This window comes from Cupriavidus gilardii, from assembly GCF_017598945.1.
Taxonomy (GTDB): Bacteria; Pseudomonadota; Gammaproteobacteria; order Burkholderiales; family Burkholderiaceae; genus Cupriavidus; species Cupriavidus gilardii_E.
This window is the reverse complement of the sequence record NZ_JAGFTW010000058.1, coordinates 121,319-141,418: the sequence shown is the minus strand read 5'-3', so window position 1 is coordinate 141,418 and position 20,100 is coordinate 121,319. Positions and strand designations below refer to the sequence as shown.

Below are 20,100 nucleotides of genomic sequence, written 5' to 3'. Positions count from 1 at the left end.
CGGCCACCACGGCTGCCGGCGTTCCCGCGGCCCAGTACGAACCCGGTGACATCGCCGCCATGGTGCCCCATGGCGGCGCGATGCTGCTGCTCGATGCGCTGCTGCATGCGGACGAGGATCACGCGATCGCCCGCGCCACCGTGCGGCCGACGCAGCTGTTCGTCGACGCGCAAGGCATGCCGGCCTGGGTCGGCGTCGAATACATGGCGCAGACCATCGCCGCGTGGTCCGGCGCGCGTGCGCGCCGCGCCGGCAACGCGCCTGCGATCGGCTTTCTGCTCGGTTCGCGCCGCTATGCCTGCGACGTGCCGGCCTTTCCGCGCGGCAGCGTGCTGACCATCACCGCCCGCGTCGAGCTGATCGGCGACAACGGTCTGGGCATGTTCTCGTGCGCTATCGACATGGAGGGGCGGGAGGTCGCCCGCGCCAACGTTTCCGTTTTCCAGCCTGCCGACGCGCAGGCCTTCTTGCAAGGACACAAGCCATGAGCGACCACACCGTCCTCGTGACCGGCTCCTCGCGCGGCATCGGCCGCGCCATCGCGTTGCGCCTCGCGCGCGAGGGCCATGACATCGTAGTGCACTGCCGCTCGCGGCGCGACGAGGCCGAATCGGTCGCCGACATGGTGCGCAGCCTCGGCCGCGCCGCGCGCGTGCTGGCCTTCGACGTGGCCGATCGCGAGCAGTCCGCGCAGGCGCTGCAGCAGGACATCGACGCGCACGGCGCCTATTACGGCGTGGTCTGCAATGCGGGCATCGCGCGCGATGCCGCCTTCCCGGCGATGACCGGCGCGGAGTGGGACGAGGTCATCCATACCAACCTCGATGCCTTCTACAACGTGCTGAACCCGGTCGTGATGCCGATGGTCCAGCGGCGCGCACCGGGACGCATCGTCACGCTGTCGTCGGTGTCCGGGCTGGTCGGCAACCGCGGGCAGGCCAACTACAGCGCCGCCAAGGCCGGCATCATCGGCGCCACCAAGGCGCTGGCGATCGAACTGGCCAAGCGCCAGATCACTGTCAATTGCGTGGCCCCGGGGCTGATCGACACCGACATGATCGACGCGACCGTCCGCGACGAGGCGCTGCGCCTGATTCCGGCGCGCCGCATGGGCACGCCGGACGAAGTGGCCGCGACGGTGGCCTTCCTGCTGTCGGCCGACGCGGGCTACATCACGCGCCAGGTGATCTCGGTCAACGGAGGGATGTTCGGATGAAGCGCGTCGTCGTCACCGGTGCCGGCGCCATCAGCGCGCTGGGCAACGACTGGGCCACGGTCGCTCCACGGCTGCGCGCCGGCCAGAGCGCCGTCGTCAGGATGGAGGACTGGAGCAAGTACAAGGGCCTGAACACGCAGCTTGCCGCGCCGGTCCCCGAATTCGAGACGCCGGCGCACTACACGCGCAAGCGCACGCGCGGCATGGGCCGCGTGGCGCTGATGGCGGTGCTGGCCAGCGAGGCGGCGCTGCGCGACGCCGGGCTGTATGGCGATCCGCTGGTGACCAGCGGCGAACTGGGCATTGCCTACGGTTCGTCCACGGGCACGCCCGAAGCCGTCGCGGACTTCGGCCGGATGCTGCTGGACTGCTCGACCGAGGGCGTCAGCGCGACCACCTACATCCGCATGATGCCGCATACGACTGCCGTCAATATCGGCGTGTTCTTCGGCATCACCGGCCGCATCCTGACGACCTCGAGCGCCTGTACCTCGGGCAGCCAGGGCATCGGCTACGCCTACGAGACCATTCGCGCGGGACGCCAGGTCGCGATGCTCGCCGGCGGCGCGGAGGAACTCGACCCCACCGAGGCGGCGGTGTTCGACACGCTGTTCGCCACCAGCACGCGCAACGACGCGCCGCAGACCACGCCGCGCCCGTTCGACGCCCAGCGCGACGGCCTGGTGTTGGGCGAGGGCGCCGGCACGCTGGTGCTGGAAGAGCTCGAACACGCGCGCGCTCGGGGCGCCCGCATCCTCGCCGAGGTGGTCGGCTTCGGTACCAACAGCGACGGCGCGCACGTGACCCAGCCCAATGCCGACACGATGGCGCAGGCGATGCGGCTGGCCCTGCGCGACGGCGGCATCGATCCGTCCCGTATCGGCTATGTGAATGCGCACGGCACCGCGACCGACCACGGCGACGTGGCGGAGTCGCACGCGACCCATGCCGTGCTGGGCGCCGGCGTGCCGATCAGCTCGTTGAAGAGCTATCTCGGCCATACGCTGGGCGCCTGCGGCGCGCTGGAGGCGTGGCTGACCATCGAGATGATGCGGGCGGGCTGGTTCGCGCCGACGCTGAATCTCGTCGCGCCGGACCCGCGTTGCGCGCCGCTGGACTACATCGCCGGCGAGGGTCGTGTGCTCGACGTCGACCACGCGATGAGCAACAACTTCGCCTTTGGCGGCATCAACACCTCCCTGGTGTTCCGGCGCTGGGCGGACTGAACGGTCCGTCTCGCGCCTGCTTTCTTGAACCTCGACAACGACAAGGAAAATCATGAAGTTCGCTCAGACGTGTGGTCACTATGCAGTCCTCGCCGCCATCGCGGCCGGCGCCCTGGTCAGCGCGCCGGCCAGCGCCCGCGACACCAGGTACCTGCTGCCCATCCAGGACGTACTGAACATGCCCGAGGCCAAGGAGAAGCTCGACGGTTCGGTGCGCTTCTTCTTCGCCGGCCAGCGCACGCCCAAGGTACTGGAGACCAAGGGCAGCGACGTGTCGAACCGCAAGACCAACGGCGTGGGCAAGAGCGATGAGGAAGCCTGCCGCTGGGCCGCGCTGTCCGCGCTGCTGTCGTTTCAGGACAAGGCGAAGACGATGGACGCCAACGCCGTCGTCAACCTGGTCAGCTATTACAAGAAGAACGAGATGGCCAGTGCCGATCAGTACGAGTGCCATGCCGGCGCGGTGGTGGTCGGTGTCGCGCTCAAGGGCGACTACGCCCGCGTGGGCAATTGAGGTGAACAGCCGAGTCCCGGGCGCCGGCGCGTGACGATCTCCATCCGGCTGCAATCGGTCAGCGCCCTGATGGCAGGCGTGGGCGCGGATGCCCACGCCTGGCTGTCGCCGGCCGAGCGCGCCCGTCTGGCCGACATCCATGCGCCACGGCGCGCGGCCCAGTTCGTCGCCGGCCGATGGCTGGCCCGCGCGTTGCTGGCGGAGCGGTTCGGCGGCGTGCCCGCCGATTGGACGATCGAGGCATCGCCGGATGGCGCGCCGCGCGTCGCGGGCCATGCCGACAAGCATCTTTCGATCGCGCACGGCGGCGACAGTGTCGCGTGCGCCGTCGGCGATCGTCCGGTCGGTCTCGATCTGGAGGTGCGCCGGCCCGGACGATCGCGTGCGGCGCTGCTCGGGGCGATCACCAGCGCCACCGAACGGGACGTGCTGCTTGCCGGGCGCGCGCACGACACCGAAACGCTGGCCCTGGAAGCGTGGACCTTGAAGGAAGCCGCGCTCAAGTGCCGTGGCGGCGAGCTGTTCTCGACCATGCTGGGCCATCGGGCCTGCATCCGGCCCACCGGGTCCGCGCGCATCGACGTCCCGCCCAACGGATGCAGCGGGTGGCATGGCGACGCCGTCGTTGCCGTGGTCAGCGATCCGTTGCTGCCCGAGCTGGACCACGGCAGCACCCCGCCCGCCGCCATGCGCCACTGGCAGGTGGCGATGCCTTGTTACGGCGCCGATTCCCCGCAACGAAGGGCGGCAACCGCGCCACGCTGACCGTCCCGTTTTTCGATCCGATTTCCCAAACGATTACCCCGATCATGCGTATCTCTTCGCAGTCCTCCTCCGACGCCGGCTCAGGCTCGGTCGGCAACGTCCGTCCCGCAACCGTCGTCTTCGACGGCACGCCCCTGACGGTGGAGGACGTGGCCGCGCTGGCCCGCCGCGATGCGGCGGCGAGCCTGTCGACATCCCCGGCATTTCGCGCCCGCATCGAGCGCGGCATGGCGTTTCTCGACCGGCTGCTCGCGGAGGAAGGCCGCATCTACGGGGTCACGACCGGCTACGGCGATTCCTGCGGCGTCGAGGTGCCGGTGTCGATGGCGGACCAGCTGCCGCCGCGCCTGTACACCTTCCACGGCTGCGGCCTGGGCCGCCTGCTCGATGCCGACGAGACCCGCGCCGTGCTGGCAGCGCGCCTGGCCTCGCTGTGCCAGGGGTATTCCGCGGTCAGCCCGGCCTTGCTGGAACAGCTGGCCGCCTTGCTGGCCAACGATGTGTTGCCGTGCATCCCGGCCGAGGGCTCGGTCGGCGCCAGCGGCGATCTGACGCCGCTGTCCTATGTCGCCGCGGTGCTGTGCGGCGAGCGCGATGTCATGGTCGAAGGCCGACGCATGGTAGCCGCCGATGCGTTGGCGCAGCTCGGACGCGCGCCGCTGCGGCTGCGCCCGAAGGAGGCGCTGGCGATCATGAACGGCACCGCGGTGATGACGGGCCTGGCCTGCCTGGCGTGGCAGCGCGCGCGCCAGCTGGCGGAGCTGGCCTGCGCGATCACCGCCGGCGCGGTCGCCGCGACCGACGGCAATCCCTATCATTTCGATCCCACGCTGTTCGCTGCCAAGCCGCATCCCGGGCAGCTGCGCGCGGCCGCCGCCATCCGCGGCTGGCTGGGCGACGTGCAGGCGCCGCGCCACGCGCACCGCCTGCAGGACCGCTATTCGCTGCGCTGCGCGCCGCATGTGATCGGCGTTCTCGAAGATGCGCTGGACTGGTCGCGGCAATGGATCGAGACCGAGCTGAACAGCGCCAACGACAATCCGCTGGTCGATCCGGACGAGGAGCGCGTGCTGCACGGCGGCCATTTCTACGGCGGCCATATCGCCTTTGCGATGGACGGACTCAAGGCGGCGGTGGCGAGCGTCGCCGATCTGCTCGACCGCCAGTTCGCGCTGCTGGCCGACCCCCGCCACAATCACGGCCTGCCCGCCAATCTGTCGGGCGCCACCGGCGACGATGCCTGCCTGAACCACGGACTGAAGGCGCTGCAGATCGGCGTGTCGGCGTGGACCGCCGAGGCGCTGAAGGCCACCATGCCCGCGGCCTCGTTCTCGCGCTCGACCGAATGCCATAACCAGGACAAGGTCAGCATGGGCACGATTGCCGCGCGTGACTGCCTGCGCGTGCTCGAACTGAGCGAACAGGTCGCCGCGGCGATGCTGGTGGCCGTGCGACAGGGCGTGGCGCTGCGCCGACGCGCTGGCGGTACGCCGCCCGCCGCGCTCGCACCGTTCGAACAGCGGCTGAACGCGGCGATTCCGTTTATCGAGCGGGACCGCGCACTGGATCGCGAGCTGATCGCGCTGGTCGGGCAGATTCGGGAGGGCCGCTGGTGAACGGGGCCGCCATCTTCTTTCTGCAGGCAGCCATCGTCGTCGGCCTGCCTTACGCGCTGTGGCGGCTGTTCGGCAAGGGCCGCGTGCTGCCGCTGGTCGTGGTGCAGATCCTGGTGGGCATCGGCCTGGGACCGACCGGGCTGGGGCGCTTCTTTCCCGAAGCGTGGGCGACGCTGTTCGGTCCGCAGGCGCTGTCGATGCTCGGCGGTCTGCAATGGCTCGCGGTGACGCTGTTCTGTTTCCTGACCGGCCTGCACCTGCGCGAGACCGAGCTGGGCGGCCAGCCGCGCGCCGCGGTCGCCGCGGGCGCGAGCGGCATCGTGCTGCCATTTGCACTGGGCACTGCTGCCGGGGCCTGGCTGGTGGCGGACCTGCCGCAACTGGCCGGGCCGAATGCCGGCCCGACCGGTTTTGCGCTGGCGCTCGGGCTGTGCAGCGCGGTGACCGCGCTGCCGGTGCTGGCCGCGATCCTGCGCGAGATGGGGATGGCCAGTACTGGCATGGGCCATCTGGCGCTGCGCTGTGCCGCGCTGACCGACGGCGTGGTGTGGCTGGCGCTGGCGGTGGTGCTGGTCGGCCATGGCGAAGGCGCCGGACCGGTGCGCGTGGCCGTGCTGGCGCTGGCCTATCTGGCCGCCTGCCTGCTGGTCGCGCGGCCGCTGCTGGCGCGCTGGCTGTCGCGCGATGGCTGGCACGCCGAGCCGTTGCTGGCGGTGGCGCTGGTCACGGTGCTGGTGTCGGCCTTCCTGTCGGAACTGGTCGGGCTGCACCACGTAATGGGCGGCTTTGTCGCCGGGCTGCTATGGCCGCGCCAACATGCGTCGCAGATCAGGAAGCTGCTCGAGCCGGCGACGGTGGTGGTGTTGCTGCCGTTCTTCTTCCTGGCGGCCGGCCTGCGGACCACGGTCGGCATGGCCGACGGCGAAGTACTGCGGGTCTTCGCGATCGCGGTTGCGGTGGCGGTGGTCGGCAAGACGGTCGGCGTGGCTGTCCCCGCGCGGCTGGCCGGGCTAGGCTGGCGCGAGGCATGGACGCTCGGCGCGCTGCTGCAGACCAAGGGCCTGGTCGAGGTCGTGGTGCTGGGAATCCTGCTGGACGCCGGCCTGATCGCCGGTCCCGCGTTCTCCGGCCTGTTGTGGATGGCGCTGGCGACCACGGTATTGGCGCGTCCGCTGGCCGCCTTCGCGATGCGGGGCCGGGGGCCGGCGCTGGGCGTCATCGCCGAGCGCACCGCCAAGGGCCGCTAGCCCGCGAGCCGATGAGGGCGGTGCTGTCGCCTTACTGCTCGCTGTAATTCCACAGCAGCCCGCCGTCGATCACCAGCGTGGCCCCCGTGATGTAATCCGCGTCGGCGCTGCACAGAAAGGCTGCCAGTCCCGCCACGTCGCCCGGCTCGCCGAGGCGGCCCAGCGGGATATTGGCCAGCAGCGCGCGGAGTTGATCGGGGCGTTGCTGCAACGCGTGATTGATCGGCGTCTGGATTGCCCCGGGCGCGATGTTGTTGACGGTGATGCCCAGCGGCGCCAATTCGATCGCCAGGTTGCGCATCAGCATGCGCAGTCCGCCCTTGCTGACGCAGTAGCTGGTGAAGTTCGGAAAGGGCAAGTCTTCGTGCACCGAGCTGATATTGACGATCTTGCCGCCGCGGCCCTGTTGCCTGCAGTGGCGCACGAATTGCTGCGACAGGAAGAACGGGCCTTTCAGATTGACGTTCAGCACACGGTCGTAGTCTTCCTCCGTGACCTCGCCGAACGGCGCCCGGAGCTCGATGCCGGCGTTGTTGATCAGCGCGTCGATCGAACCGGCGGCGTCGGCGGCCTCGCCGAACAGCCGCTCGACCTCGGTCACGCCGGCAACGTCGCCCTGCACCAGCCATGCCTGCACGCCGGCCTCGCGGATCTCCTTGCAGACCTGCTCGGACCGTTCGTCCAGCCGATGCACCGCGACCACCACGTTGGCGCCTTCGCTCGCCAGCCGCAGCGCGATGCCGCGGCCGATGCCGGAGGCGGCCCCGGTCACCAGGACAGTCTTGCCTTGCAGTCTCATCTGGGCACCTCTTGACGTAGGGCCGCCAAGGGAGGCGGCCGATGCTGTCGGACAGGGATATCCCGGTCTGAGTCGGTGCGCCGGCGCGAAGTTCCGGAAATGCGAACCTTTCGACCATGGTTGCGCCGCGCCGGCAACGGGCAATAGCGTTCAGTCGAGGGCGGTCATCGCGGCGACGGCTCCGGCAGCGACTTGCGCCATCCGCAGATAGCCCGCATCGCCCGGGTGCAGATGGTCGCCGCTGTCGTAGCGCGGCAGCATTGCGTCGGGCCGTGCCGGGTCGCGGAGCGCCGCATCGAAGTCCGCGACGCCGTCGAACTCGCCGCCGTCGCGTATCCACGCATTGACGGCCTGCCGCAGCGCTTCCTTTTGCGGCGGCGCGTCGTAGCCGCGGATCGGCGTGCCGGCGAGCGCACCGGCGAACGGCGTGATGGTCGCGCCGATCACCCGAATGCCGCGCTGCTGCGCGCGGTGGATCAGCGCGCGGTAGCCCTCGATTATCGCGGCCGCGTCGGGCAACGGTGTCCGCGGCGCGAAGGTCGAACCCGGCCAGCCGATGTCGTTGATGCCGATCGCGACGATCACCGTGCGAACGCCGCGCTGAGCGAGCACGTCGCGCTCGAAGCGCGCCAGCGCGGATTCGCCCATGCCGTCGCGCAACAGCTGGCCGCCCGAGATGCCGGCATTGAGGACCGCCAGACGATGCGGCGCCAGCCGTTCGGCAAGACGGTCCGGCCAGCGGCGATTGGCGTCGACCGTCGAGCCGTTGCCTTCGGTGATCGAATCGCCGATCGCCACCACGGCGCCGGCGTCCTGGCGCGCTTCCACCTCGATAGCCGCGAGCAGCAGCCGGCCGCTGAAGGGGCTTGCGTTCGGCAGCGTCGCATCGCGGGTCGTGTCGCCTGGCGCCAGCCACGCGGTCTGCCGGCCATCCCAATGAAAGCCGCCGGGCTGCACCGGTGTTGGCAGATGCAGGCTGACCGCCAGTTCGCTCAGCGGCGCCGGCGAGAGGTCGATCGCATCGCTGGTCACGGTGGCTCCGGGCGGAATCGTGATCGACCGACTGCCGCCGAAGGTCGCCGTGCGGTCGGTCCTGGCATCCATGCCGTCGCGCCCCGTGGCGAGGGCCAGCCGCGCCGTGCCGATCGTGACCGGCTCGCGCCCATAGCGGTTGGACAGCACCAGGCGCGCACGCCGGCCGCCGAGGCTGATCCGTGCGATCTGCCGCAGCGTCTGATTGTCGAGCCGTGCCGGCACGCCGGTCGGCAGCGGCAATTCGCCGGCCTGCCAGATCGGCTGCTCGCTGGCGGTCCAGGTCGGCAGCCAGTGGAGCGTGGGCGCGCCGTTGGGTGTCTCAGTGGCAAGCGCGGCAAAGGCCGCGGCGCCGAGCGCGATGGCGGCGCAGGCGCGCAGCCAGCGTTGGCGCAAGGCATGGGGAAATGAGGTCGGCATGGTTCAAATCGTCCTGTGAAAGTCCGGCGGCAAGCCGGTACAGGCGTCAAGCTACGGTATGCCGATACAGCGCGGAAGCTGGCAAAATGGCATGGTGCTCATTCGATATTGGAATGAGCCGCTTCGATATCCGCCTTCCAACCCAACTTGCCGCGAGCCGATCATGGACACCATCCGCGCCATGCAGACCTTCGTCCGAGCCGTCGAGCTGAGCAGCCTGTCGGCCGTCGCGCGCGAACAGCAGGCGTCGCAGCCGACCATCAGCAAGATCGTCGCCGCGCTCGAGAGGCAGCTCGGTGTACGGCTGCTGGAGCGCAGTACCACCAGCCTGTCGCCGACCGAGGCCGGGCGCCGCTTCTACGAGCGCGCGCGGCGCGTGCTGGAGGAATTCGGCGAGGCCGTCGGCGATGCGCAAGGGCAGGTGGAGCGTCCGTCCGGGCTGGTGCGCGTGAGCGCGCCCGTCAGCTTCGGCGTGCTGCGTCTGAATGCGCTGGTGCTGGAATTCCAGCAGCGCTATCCGGAGGTGGATGTCGAGCTGCTGTTCGACGACCGCTATGTCGACCTGGTCGCCGAGGGCGTCGATCTGGCGCTGCGCCTCGGCGCGCAGCTGCCGCCCAATGTGGTCGCGCGGCGCATCGCCGTATCGCCGCGGATGCTGGTCGCGAGCCCCGCGCTGACGGGGCAGCACAAGCGCATCCGCCGTCCCGCCGACCTGGCGTCCGTGCCGATGCTGCGTTTCACGTGGCTGGCGGGCGGCGACGCGATCGTGCTGCAAGGTCCGGATGGCTCGGCCACCGTGGAGTCGCCGTGCCGCTATCGCGTCAACAACTCGCTGGCGATGCGCGAGGGTTTTGTCGCCAGAGCTGGCTTCGGACTGACGCCGGCCTGGCTGGTGCAGGACCTGCTGGACGACGGCACGCTGGTGCGCGTGCTGCCACGCTGGGATGGCACACCGCAGGACGCCTTCCTCGTTTATCCGAGCCGCCGCTATCAGCCTGCCCGCGTGCGCGTGCTGATGGATTTTCTGGCCGGGCGCATTCCGTTGCTGCCCGGCATGGTGCAGGCGTAGAGGCCGGGCCGGTTGCAAGCGGGTGCTACACGCAATCGACGACGGTGTCGCGCAGCCATCGATGCGCGGGGTCGCGATGGACGCGCTCATGCCACAGCATCGACATCTCGTAGCCCGGGATCTCGATCGGGGCATCGACCACCCGCAGGCCGGCGGCATCGCGCACCAGGCGCGACGGCAGCATCGCGACCAGATCGGTACTGGCCAGCACGGACAGCACGAACAGGAAATGCGGTACCGACAGCACGACCCGGCGCGACAGCCCGCGCGCGGCGAGCGCCTCGTCGGTCGGTCCGGCAAAACCGCCGCCATCGGGCGACACGATCACGTGTTCGAGCCGGCAGAACTGCGCCAGCGTCGGCTTGCGCTTCAGCGCGGGATGCCCGGCGCGGCCGGCCAGCACGTAGCGCTCGGTGAACAGCGGGCGGCGGTGCAGGCCCGGCGGCGCGCCGTCGGTCGTATGGAAGGCCAGATCGATCTCGCCCTGTTCCGCTTGCCTCGCCAGCAGCGACGGCACCGCCTGCACGATCGCCAGCCGGGTGCCGGGCGCCATCGTCCGCAAGCCGCGCAGCAGCGGCAGCACGATGGTCGATTCGGCGTAGTCGAAGGCGGCGACGCGCCAGGTGTCGGTCGCCTGCGCCGGATCGAACGCGCGCTGCGGCGAGACGGCGCGCTGCAGCGCTTCGAGCGCTTCGCGCAAGGGCTCGCGCAGGGCCTCGGCGCGGGCGGTCGGCCGCATGCCGCGCGGGCCCGGCAACAGCAGCGGGTCGCCGAGCGTCTCGCGCAGCTTGGCCAGTTGCACGCTGACCGAGGGCTGCGACAGGTTCAGCCGCTCGGCCGCACGGGTGACATTGCGCTCCGTCAGCAGCACGTCGAGCGTGATCAGCAGGTTCAGGTCCAGCCGTCCGAAATTGTTCATGGCAATACCTGGAATTTTGGAAATTCATTTCCAATATACCGGACGCGCCCCTAATCTGGCTTCCTCTTGCTATGGAGGCTCACGATGAATGTTCTTCTGGTCTATGCCCATCCCGAACCGCGCTCGTTGAACGGGGCGATTCGCGACTTTACCCTCGAGCGGCTAAGGCAAGCCGGCCACACGGTGCGGCTGTCCGATCTGTACGCGATGCAGTGGAAGGCCACGCTCGACGCCGCCGACAATCTCGACCATCAGGCTGGCGCGCGCTTCGATCCGTCGCTCGACTCCAGGCACGCCTTCGAGCACGGCAGGCAGAGCGAGGACATCGCCGCCGAACAGCGCAAGCTGCTGTGGGCCGATGCGCTGATCCTGCAGTTTCCGCTGTGGTGGTTTTCGATGCCGGCAATCCTGAAGGGATGGGTGGAGCGCGTCTATGCCTACGGGTTTGCCTATGGCGTGGGCGAGCACTCGGATGCGCGCTGGGGTGATCGCTATGGCGAGGGCACGCTGGCCGGCAAGCGTGCGATGCTGATCGTGACCGCGGGCGGATGGGAATCGCATTACAGCCCGCGCGGCATCAACGGGCCGATCGAGGACATCCTGTTCCCGATCCACCACGGGATCCTGTACTACCCGGGCTTCGACGTGCTGCCGCCCTACGTGGTCTACCGCACCGGTCGCGTCGACGCGGCGCGGTTCGCCACCATTCGGGACGAACTGGGGCAGCGCCTGGATCGGCTGGGCACGACGCCGCCGATTCCATTCCGGCGGCAGAACGGCGGGGATTATGCGATTCCGCAGCTGACCCTGCGCGACGATCTCGCGCCGGGGCGGACGGGGTTCGGTGTGCACGTGGCGGGCGTGCACGAAGCACGCCCGCGGACCGCATCGGCAATCGGCGCCGATGCGGTGGCTGCGCCTTAGCGCGGCGTCAGCTCGATCCGCTTCTCCGCGGCCCGCTCGATCGCCTTGCGCGAATACAGCAGCGGGAAGGTCTGCCCCTTGGCCCACACCGGCGCGAGGTCGCGATAGTGCGGGCTGGCCGGATCGCCCGACTGTCCCGGGGTATTGACGACACGCCCCTGATCCCAGTTGCCGACGTCCAGCACCATGCGGAACGACGCGCCCGAGGTCAGGTGATAGTCGCTGTTGCGGTAGCCGGTGTTCATCGGCGTGAACGCAGACCCGCCGATGCCGCCCGCATCGACGTCATACTGGGCGCGCGTGGCGTCGTCGACGATATTGGCCAGCGGATGGCGGAAGATCGCGCGATGCAGCGTGCCCCAGCTCGCCAGCTGCTCCGGCGACGGCGAACGGCGCTCGAGCTCGGCCATCGCGGCCTTCAGCGAGGTCAGCATGACCTCGTCGCGCCGCGCCGCAGGCATCCACGGGTCCGGCTGCTCCAGCACCGCCAGCACGCGCGCCGCATCGCCGGCGCCGACCAGCTTGGCAGCGCCCTCGGGCAGCGCCGCGCGCACCACCGCCGGCCGCAGATGGTTGCTGAACCAGATCTCGAACAACGCGGCCGGCACGCTGTCGGCGCGCACATTGCCGTCCCAGCCGCGCAGCAGCGCGACGGCGCGCTGCACCTGCGGATCCTGCAGCAGCGACGCCGCGGCGCCGGCATTGCCGACAGTGCGCATCACGGCCAGCGTGCGCTGCGCGGGCAGCGAGACGGTGTCGTTCTGCCACGCGATCGAATCGCGCAGCGAGCTGACCGGCGCGGCGCCGACCAGGCTCTTGAGCCGGCGCGCGCGCGAACTGTCGCTCCATTCGTAGCCGACGCCGAGCTTCGCGGCCGGATGGTCCGGCGGAATATTGTTCTCGTTGGCGGTGACGATATGGCCGGCGGACGGGTTATAGGCCCACGGCAGCTCGTCCATGTTGCGGTAGCCGGCCCACTCGTAGCGGCCGTCGCCGGGTACCGGGAACAGGCCGTCCCAGTTGGGGCGGATCACCGTCAGGCCGCCCGGAATCCAGCCGATATTGCCGCTGCGGTCGGCATAGACCTGGTTCTCCCCGGGCGCACCCCAGCGGTTCATCGCCGCGCGGAACTGGTCCCAGTTGGTGGCGCGCATATAGTCCATCGAGCCGAAGTAGGGCGCCATGCCGGTATCGAGCCAGGCCGCGCGCAGCGCCCAGGCGCGATGGCTGGCGTCGTCGGCATGCAGCACCGGGCCGTGGCGCGTGAAGTCGACGGTGACCGTGCGCGGCTCGGCCTCGCCGCGGACTTCGATCTTTTCGGTGATCGTCTCCATCGGCTCCCAGCGTCCGCGATAGCGGTAGGACTTGGGCTGCGCGGGATCGGTCTCGTAGACGTACAGGTCCTCCTGATCCATGTAGAAGCGCGTCAGGCCGAAAGCGATCGTGCCGTTGTGTCCGATCGAGATGCCGGGCAGGAAGGGCTCGCCCGCGCCGATCACCGACAGGCCGGGCGCGTTCAGGTGCGAGACATAACGCAGGCTCGGCGCGCCATGCGCGCGGTGCGGGTCGTTGGCCAGGATGGGCCGCCCGGTCGAAGTGCGGCTGCCGGCGATGACCCAGTTGTTCGAGCCCAGGCTGCGGCCGGTGTCGCTGTTGGCGTCGACGGCGGCGTACAGCTGGTCTACCGGCACCGCATCGGCGCTGGCCTTCTGCCAGGCCTCCTTGGGGAAATTGGCGGCCGCCGTGGCCAGCGTATAGGCCTTCTTCAGCGCGGCGGCGGGCACGGCGCAGGGGTCCAGGCCCTCGGGCAGCGTCGGCGTGATCGGCGGATCGAGCTCGCGCCGCAGCCAGTCGGCACGTACCGCCTGCTCCTTGGCCTGGCAGTACAGCGTGGCCCGGTCCACCTCGCCGGTGAAATTGAGCGTCAGGCCGTGGTGCCGGATGCGGACGATGTCCTCGGCCCGCCAACGCGCCGGCTTGTAGCCGAGTTGCTTGAACTCGCGCGGCAGCAGGTCGGGCTGCGCCTCGGTCAGCGCCACGTAGGCGTTGACGCCAGCGACGAAGGCCTCGGCCACGCGCTTCGCATCGGAGCCATAGGCCAGCCATTCGCGATACATGTCGCCGCGGTACAGCACCGCGCGCGCCATGCGGTCGCCGTCGACATAGGCCGGGCCGAAGTCCTTGGCCATCTCGCCGAGCCCGCGCTTGCGCCACAGGTCGATCTGCCAGAGCCGGTCGCGCGCGGCGATGAAGCCTTGCGCGTAGAAGGCGTCGTACAGCGTGCCGGCGTAGATATGCGGCACGCCCCAGCGGTCGATCAGGATGCTGGCAGGCTTCTCCAGGCCGGGCGCGGCATAACGGTCGGTGGGCGGGGCTGCCGAGGCCGTGCCGGCCAGCACGGGCAGGGCGGCGGCGACGAAGGCAATGTTGCGGAGCAGGGTGGCGGCGGGCCGCCGGCGGACGATGCGCATCGGGTCTCCTTGCTTTGTTGGTCTTGGTGTCTTGGTGGAGCGCGTGCCGGATGCTGGCTCAGCGGAATCCGGCCAACGAAGCATAGCCGAGCCGATGACGGGATGGGGAGGGTGTGCCCGGTGATCGCACGCAGCGCGGGCGGCGCGCAAGAAGGAGAGGAGTGGGGCGCAGGCCAAGGCGGCCATGCCGTTGTCAAAATTGCACGGTGCCGCGGCATGGCGCACCGCAGCGAACGGGCTTTTGCGCCCGGCACGATCCGTGCGTCAGGCCCAATACTTCAAGCCTTTCGAGTCATCGCCATGCCGAGGAAAGATGAGTACGGCACCAATGCCGAAGCCGCCCACGCGTCGACGCGCGGCCGTCACCTGATTGCGCGACCGGCGCTGTGGGTGTTTATCGCGATCGTGCTGATCGGGCTACTGGTGTTGTCGTACTGGTAATCGGGTGAGCGTGGGCGTAGGCGCTTGCTCCGGTTCAACCGCCTACCGGCACGTATTTGTCCCGGTGGGCGTCCAGCCATTGCTTCGATGCGCTGGCGTCGTGGTCGGTCGGATGGAAGTCGCGGCGGAAGTAGTCGCGCCACGCGCCGAAGGTCTGCCGGATCAGGCCCCGCTTGCCGAACAGGAATCGGGCCGCGCCCGTCCACGTTCGCCATTGCCACAGCGTGCCGTCGTGGCGCAGGTTGTCGATGGTCTGGCGCAACGCATCGCCGAGGAAGGTGATGCTGATGCGGCGGAACCAGGTGATGCGCCATTCGTGCGAGCCGCCGAGCGCCTGGTACAGATCGAAGGCGGTGTTGCGATGCTCGGTTTCCTCGGCGCTGTGCCACAGCCATAGCGTCGCCAGACGCGGGTCCTGCTCGCCCAGCAAGTCCGCATTGCGCAGCATCCAGTCGGCGAAGATCGCGGTGAAGTGTTCGAAGGCCGCCGTGATGGCCAGCGGGTGGCGCGGGTCCACGCCTTCGAGCTGTTTCAGCCGTTCCCTGGAGCGAACCTCCCAGGCATTGACCAGCCCCTGCTTGCGCAGATGCTCGTTGTAGAGTCCGTGCAGGCGGCGGTGCGTGGCTTCCTGCCCGACGAAACCCTGCACCTCGGCGCGGAATCGTTCCTGCCGCTCGGGCGGCAGGGCCTTCAGGCCATTGCGCACCGCATCGATAAAGAACTGTTCGCCGACCGGAAAGCTCATCGACAGCGCGTTGAGAAACGCCGTGCGGAACGGATCGCCCGCGCACCAATGCCGCGGGATGGGCGCTTCCATATCGACGAGCAGGCGGCGAACGACGAGATGCGTCACGGTGGTCTCCCTGAGTGTTGCCCGACTGGTACTGCGGAGTACCGATCATGATGGCGCGCATCGGTACTGTCAAGTACCATGGCGGCGGATAATGAGCCGAGAAAACGAGCCGGGACAACGAGCCGCCCATGCACGCACCAGCCATCCTGACCGCCGGCACCGCGCCGGACCGCAGCGAACACCGACGCCGCCTGCTCGAAGGCATGGCCAGCGCCGTCGCGCACAAGGGCTATGGCGAAGTCACCATCGCCGACATCGTGGCCGAGGCCAACGTCTCGCGCCGGACCTTCTACGAGCACTTCGATTCGAAGGCCGACTGCCTGATGGCGCTGTACGTCAGCGCCAGCCGTCACGCGCTGCAGGTGCTGCGCGACGCGATCGACCCGCGCCAGCCGTGGACGGCCCAGGTCGAAGGCGCGATGCGGGCCTATCTTGGCTATATGGCAGGCAACCCGGCGCTGCTGCGCACGCTGTTCATCGAGATTCTCAGCCTCGGCGGTCCCGGACTGGCGGTGCGCCGGCAGGTCCATCGTGACCTGGCCGAATTCATCCAGCGTACCGTCGGCACCGACCAGCGGCGGCGCCAGCGGCTGCCCTACGAAAGCGCGCTGGCGCTGGTCGGCGCGGTGCATGAACTGGTGCTGGAGCGGATCGAAGGAGCCGGGCCGGCACGGCTCGAGGCATTGGTGCCGACGGTGTGCGATCTGGTACGGCGGATCGTCGGGGAAGAGGGACGTGCCGCAGGCTGATATCGTTCCAGGCGCATCGTCATCGCCGTCCGACAATACGGAGGTTCGCTCCATGCCCGTGTTTCGCAACCTGGATCAGGAGTCCCTGGACAAGCAGTACAACAACCGGGCCGCGGTGCCGGAGCACCCGGCCATCCTGGCGCGTTGGGCCGCGGAGGCCGCGGCCTTCCGGCAGGCACACGCCGGCAAGGAAGATCTCGCCTATGGCGGCGATCCGAAACAGAGACTGGACTATTTCCCCGCCGGTGGGCCGGGGCGTGCGCTGCTGATCTTCATTCACGGGGGCTATTGGCAGGCGCTGGACAAGTCCGATTCCAGCCATCTGGCCGCGCCGTATCTGGCGCGGGGCATCGACGTGGCGATGCTCAATTACCGGCTTGCGCCGGAGGCGACGATGGCCGAGATCGTGCGCGACAATCGGGACGCCGTGGCCTGGCTGCACCGGCAGGCCGAAGCGTTGGGCTTCGATGCCGGTCGCGTCTTCGTGTCCGGGCATTCGGCGGGAGGCCAACTGGTCGGCATGCTGGCCGGCACGCGGTGGCAGGATTTCGGCTTGCCTGCGGACGTGATCAAGGGCGGATGCTCGATCAGCGGCCTCTACGACCTGGAGCCGATCCGGCTCAGCTATCTGAACCGCGTAATCGGACTGACCGAGGCGGATGTCGCCGCCTACAGTCCGATGCGCCATCCACCGGCGACCGCGCTGCCGATGATCCTGACGGTCGGCGGCGACGAATCGGCCGAATACCATCGGCAGCAGGCCGAGTATGCCGCGCTGCTGCGGCAACGCGGCGTGCCGGTCACCATCGTCGCGCAGGCGCGCGGCCACCATTTCGATGCGCTCGATGTCCTGGGCGATCCGCAAAGCGAATTGGCGGCAGCCGTGCTGGCGATGATCGAGGCCACAGCGTAACGCACGAACGCACTTCGCTCATTCAGGACCGGGCCATCTGCGCATCCGTTGGCTTGGCCGGAAGGCAGAGGTCCGCCAGCAATGCCACCACAAGCAGCCCTGCCGCGGTCAGAAACAGCAGCCGGTGCGATCCGCCGCTCGCGTTGAACAGCGCGGAATAGGCGTAGCCTGCGACCGCCATCGCCGCCGCCGACAGGATGCTGGCACGGCTCCACGCGATGTTCTGCCGCGGCGAGTGTTCGGGCACCAGTTCATGCACGCGTGCCAGCGCCAGCGGCACCATGCCCGGCGCGAAGGTGCCGATGACAACGGTCAGGACTCCGAGCATCAGCAGGTTGTCGGTGGTGTAGACCGCGGCCAGCACGATCGCCAACACCAGCGACACCAGCCGGATGCCGGGGCCGGCGCCGAGCCGGTCGGCCAGGAAACCGTACAGCGGCGGGCCGGCGATCGCGCCCAGTCCATAGATCGCCCAGAACACCGAGCCCAGATGCGTGCCCGCGCCCAGACCGCGCGCGATGAAGTCCACCAGAAACACCATCGGTACGACGGCGGCCGTGGCCATCAGCGCGTACTGCAGGTACAGCATCCAGACGGCGCGGCCGAAATGCGGCGTCGCGGACGGCACCGCTTTCGCCGGCGCCGCGTTGGGGCGATCCAGTTGCCGCGGGGGCCACGCGCGCCAGCTGGCGGCGGTCAGCAGCGCCGACAGGATACCCAGGCCGATCCAGGTTTGCGCCAGGCCCAGCTCCAGCAGCAGAGGAATGACGGTGCCCGATCCTGCTATGCCCAGCCCCAGGCCAAGGAAGATCGCGCCGCCCGCGGCGCCTTTGCGCGCTGGCGGCACGTGCGGCAGGATGGTGCCGGCCACCAGCACCATGACGACGCCACCGGCCATGCCGGACATGAAGCGCCAGCAGAAATACCAGCCGAACGACAAGGGCACGGCGCAGGCCAGGAAGGCGGCGGTGATCCATACCATCATCAGCCGCAGCGTGCGTTCATTGCCAAGGCGCGCGCCGACGGCTCGACCGATCAGCGCACCGCAGACATAGCCCGCCAGATTGGCGGCGCCCAGATACATCACGCTGGCGGCCGGGAACCAGTGCGCCTGGATCAGTTCGGGAATCAGCGGCGTGAAGGCGAAGCGCGCCAGCCCGATGCTGTCGAGGCTGGCGCACAGGCCGGCAAAGATATAGCGCCAGACCAGCGCGCGGTCGAGCTGTGCCGGCGTGAAAGTGGGAGAGGACTTGGACATTCGTTCGGTAGCAGGCAGTGAGGGAGTTTCATCTTTGACATCAGTGTCATGTTTGACAAACATAGACAAGATTGACGAGGGTGTCAATAATGGGCTTAAATGACGCCTTGTCATTCGGCAGGGTTTGCGACAAGTTTGCGGACCTCAGGAATTCGGAGAAACAGATGGCTGGCGTTCGCCAATTCGATGAAAGCCTCGCGCTCGACAAGGCGCTGGCGCTGTTCTGGCAGAAGGGCTATGCGGCGACCTCGATGCAGGAGCTGGCCGAGGCGACCGGCGTGCAGCGCGGCTCGCTGTACAACGCCTATGGCGACAAGGAGACGCTGTTCCTACGCGTGTTCGAGGTCTACCGCGAGCGCTTCGTCGGCCAGATGCGGGAGGCGCTGGACAAGCCGAAGTTGCGCGATGCGCTGCGCGGCTTCTTCTCCTGCGTCATCACGTCGATGACGACCGGGACGCCGACCCGGGGCTGCCTCAGCACCAAGACCGCGGTGGGCACCGAGGATCTGGACGGGCCAATGCGCGCGGCGCTGAAGGCCCTGCTCGACGATATCGAGCAGGTGCTGTTCGATCGCCTGTCGCGCGAGGACCAGCAGGCGCATCGGACGCAGCAGGCGCAGCTGGCGCTGCCGCCGCGGCAGGCGGCCCGGCTGATCGTCACCTTCACGCGCGGGCTGGTGGTGGTCGAACGGGTCTATCAGGACGAAAAGCGGCTGCGCGCGGCGGCCGACAGCCTGATCGCCGTGCTGGTCGGAGCGCAATAGCGCAATAGCGCAACGCGCTCGGCGGCACCATTGTTCAAGCCAGGCTAACAGTCCTGCCAATGCCGGGCCGATGATCTTTTCGGCGCCGCCGCGCATAGTTCTCCCATGTCGCGACCTTCCTTAGCGACCCTCGACCGGAGAACCAACATGAGCACCCAACACCAAGTCGCCATCGTGACCGGCGCCTCGCGCGGCATCGGCGCCGCCATTGCGCAGCGCCTGGCCCGCGACGGCTTCACCGTCGTCATCAACTATGCCGGCAGCGCGCGCGATGCCGAGGCATTGGCCGGCCGGATCGAGCAGGCCGGCGGGCGCGCCATCACGGCGCAGGCGGATGTCAGCGACGGCGCGGCCGTCCGGCGCCTGTTCGATGCGGCCGAGACCGCCTTCGGTGGCGTCGACGTGCTGGTCAACAACGCCGGCATCATGCGGCTCGCACCGCTGGCCGACAGCGACGACGCGCTGTTCGACAGCCAGATCGCGATCAATCTGAAGGGCACCTTCAACACGCTGCGCGAGGCGGCGCGCCGGCTGCGGCAGGGCGGGCGGATCATCAATCTGTCGTCGAGCGTGGTGGGCCTGTATCAACCGTCCTACGCGGTGTATGCGGCGACCAAGGCCGGCGTCGAAGCGATGACCCACGTGCTGACCAAGGAATTGCGCGGCCGCAACATCACCGTCAACACGGTGGCGCCCGGTCCCACGGCCACCGCGCTGTTTCTCGACGGCAAGCCGCAGGAGGTCATCGACCGTCTGGCCAGGCTCGCACCGCTGGAGCGGCTGGGACAACCCGAGGATATCGCCAGCGCGGTGGCCTTCCTCGCCGGCCCGGATGGCGCATGGATCAATGGCCAGACGCTGCGCGCGAACGGCGGCGTCATCTGAGGCAGGCGGTCCCGCCGGC

At 69.1% G+C, this 20,100-nt stretch carries 20 protein-coding genes; 14 read left to right on the top strand and 6 right to left on the bottom strand.

Annotated features, from left to right (window positions below):
* Positions 1-59: 59 nt before the first annotated feature.
* From J5T34_RS21570 to J5T34_RS21540, 7 genes are read left to right on the top strand one after another with little or no spacing between them, the layout of a single operon-like run.
* Positions 60-488: a hypothetical protein gene (locus tag J5T34_RS21570; RefSeq protein WP_208583195.1), complete on the top strand. Its 429-nt coding sequence runs from the start codon at positions 60-62 to the stop codon at positions 486-488.
* Positions 485-1,216, top strand: a complete 732-nt coding sequence (fabG, locus tag J5T34_RS21565) for a 3-oxoacyl-ACP reductase FabG (protein ID WP_174106601.1) — start codon at positions 485-487, stop codon at positions 1,214-1,216. Before J5T34_RS21570 ends, fabG begins: the two co-directional genes overlap by 4 nt.
* On the top strand, positions 1,213-2,442 hold the full coding sequence (locus J5T34_RS21560) for a beta-ketoacyl-ACP synthase (protein ID WP_208582938.1): 1,230 nt from the start codon (positions 1,213-1,215) through the stop codon (positions 2,440-2,442). The genes fabG and J5T34_RS21560 overlap by 4 nt, the downstream gene beginning before the upstream one ends.
* Before the next feature lie 52 nt (positions 2,443-2,494).
* A complete protein-coding gene (locus J5T34_RS21555) occupies positions 2,495-2,956 on the top strand; it encodes an excinuclease ATPase subunit (protein WP_244259132.1) in 462 nt (153 codons plus the stop codon).
* Positions 2,957-2,986: 30 nt separating this feature from the next.
* A complete protein-coding gene (locus J5T34_RS21550; protein ID WP_208582937.1) occupies positions 2,987-3,721 on the top strand; it encodes a 4'-phosphopantetheinyl transferase family protein in 735 nt (244 codons plus the stop codon).
* A gap of 44 nt (positions 3,722-3,765) precedes the next feature.
* Complete coding sequence (locus J5T34_RS21545) at positions 3,766-5,337, top strand: HAL/PAL/TAL family ammonia-lyase (RefSeq protein WP_208582936.1); 1,572 nt, start codon at positions 3,766-3,768, stop codon at positions 5,335-5,337.
* Positions 5,334-6,584: a cation:proton antiporter gene (locus J5T34_RS21540; RefSeq protein ID WP_208582935.1), complete on the top strand. Its 1,251-nt coding sequence runs from the start codon at positions 5,334-5,336 to the stop codon at positions 6,582-6,584. The genes J5T34_RS21545 and J5T34_RS21540 overlap by 4 nt, the downstream gene beginning before the upstream one ends.
* Positions 6,585-6,615: 31 nt before the next feature.
* On the opposite strand, the gene J5T34_RS21535 is transcribed toward J5T34_RS21540, so the two are convergent.
* Both J5T34_RS21535 and J5T34_RS21530 read right to left on the bottom strand, forming a co-directional pair.
* Positions 6,616-7,383: an SDR family NAD(P)-dependent oxidoreductase gene (locus tag J5T34_RS21535; RefSeq protein WP_208582934.1), complete on the bottom strand. Its 768-nt coding sequence runs from the start codon at positions 7,381-7,383 to the stop codon at positions 6,616-6,618.
* Between the two features lie 150 nt (positions 7,384-7,533).
* Positions 7,534-8,835: an SGNH/GDSL hydrolase family protein gene (locus J5T34_RS21530; RefSeq protein WP_208582933.1), complete on the bottom strand. Its 1,302-nt coding sequence runs from the start codon at positions 8,833-8,835 to the stop codon at positions 7,534-7,536.
* A 163-nt stretch (positions 8,836-8,998) separates the two neighbouring features.
* Here J5T34_RS21530 and J5T34_RS21525 point away from each other — a divergent pair, with 163 nt between their 5' ends.
* Complete coding sequence (locus tag J5T34_RS21525) at positions 8,999-9,904, top strand: LysR family transcriptional regulator (RefSeq protein WP_208582932.1); 906 nt, start codon at positions 8,999-9,001, stop codon at positions 9,902-9,904.
* Positions 9,905-9,929: 25 nt separating this feature from the next.
* On the opposite strand, the gene J5T34_RS21520 is transcribed toward J5T34_RS21525, so the two are convergent.
* Positions 9,930-10,823, bottom strand: coding sequence for a LysR family transcriptional regulator (locus J5T34_RS21520; RefSeq protein ID WP_208582931.1), 894 nt, complete (start codon positions 10,821-10,823; stop codon positions 9,930-9,932).
* 84 nt (positions 10,824-10,907) lie between these two features.
* On the opposite strand from J5T34_RS21520, the gene J5T34_RS21515 reads away from it, so the two are divergent.
* Positions 10,908-11,747 carry an NAD(P)H-dependent oxidoreductase gene (locus tag J5T34_RS21515; protein ID WP_208582930.1) on the top strand — a complete coding sequence of 280 codons (840 nt, stop codon included), beginning with the start codon at positions 10,908-10,910 and terminating at the stop codon, positions 11,745-11,747.
* Here J5T34_RS21515 and J5T34_RS21510 read toward each other — a convergent pair.
* Entirely contained in the window at positions 11,744-14,218 is a 2,475-nt protein-coding gene (locus J5T34_RS21510; RefSeq protein WP_208582929.1) for a penicillin acylase family protein, read from the bottom strand. The two genes, J5T34_RS21515 and J5T34_RS21510, sit on opposite strands and share 4 nt — an antisense overlap.
* 300 nt (positions 14,219-14,518) lie before the next feature.
* Here J5T34_RS21510 and J5T34_RS21505 point away from each other — a divergent pair, with 300 nt between their 5' ends.
* Positions 14,519-14,659, top strand: a complete 141-nt coding sequence (locus tag J5T34_RS21505) for a hypothetical protein (RefSeq protein WP_208582928.1) — start codon at positions 14,519-14,521, stop codon at positions 14,657-14,659.
* 34 nt (positions 14,660-14,693) lie between these two features.
* Here J5T34_RS21505 and J5T34_RS21500 read toward each other — a convergent pair whose 3' ends face one another.
* On the bottom strand, positions 14,694-15,512 hold the full coding sequence (locus tag J5T34_RS21500) for a metal-dependent hydrolase (protein ID WP_208582927.1): 819 nt from the start codon (positions 15,510-15,512) through the stop codon (positions 14,694-14,696).
* 128 nt (positions 15,513-15,640) lie between these two features.
* Between J5T34_RS21500 and J5T34_RS21495 the strand changes: the two genes are divergently transcribed.
* A complete protein-coding gene (locus J5T34_RS21495) occupies positions 15,641-16,261 on the top strand; it encodes a TetR/AcrR family transcriptional regulator (protein WP_208582926.1) in 621 nt (206 codons plus the stop codon).
* A gap of 52 nt (positions 16,262-16,313) precedes the next feature.
* A complete protein-coding gene (locus J5T34_RS21490) occupies positions 16,314-17,174 on the top strand; it encodes an alpha/beta hydrolase (protein ID WP_208582925.1) in 861 nt (286 codons plus the stop codon).
* Positions 17,175-17,196: 22 nt separating this feature from the next.
* Here J5T34_RS21490 and J5T34_RS21485 read toward each other — a convergent pair whose 3' ends face one another.
* Entirely contained in the window at positions 17,197-18,432 is a 1,236-nt protein-coding gene (locus J5T34_RS21485) for a YbfB/YjiJ family MFS transporter (RefSeq protein WP_208582924.1), read from the bottom strand.
* A 164-nt stretch (positions 18,433-18,596) separates the two neighbouring features.
* On the opposite strand from J5T34_RS21485, the gene J5T34_RS21480 reads away from it, so the two are divergent.
* Together J5T34_RS21480 and J5T34_RS21475 are read left to right on the top strand one after the other, a co-directional pair.
* Positions 18,597-19,196, top strand: coding sequence for a TetR/AcrR family transcriptional regulator (locus J5T34_RS21480; protein ID WP_208582923.1), 600 nt, complete (start codon positions 18,597-18,599; stop codon positions 19,194-19,196).
* A 147-nt stretch (positions 19,197-19,343) separates the two neighbouring features.
* Positions 19,344-20,081, top strand: coding sequence for an SDR family oxidoreductase (locus tag J5T34_RS21475; protein WP_208582922.1), 738 nt, complete (start codon positions 19,344-19,346; stop codon positions 20,079-20,081).
* Positions 20,082-20,100: the final 19 nt, after the last annotated feature.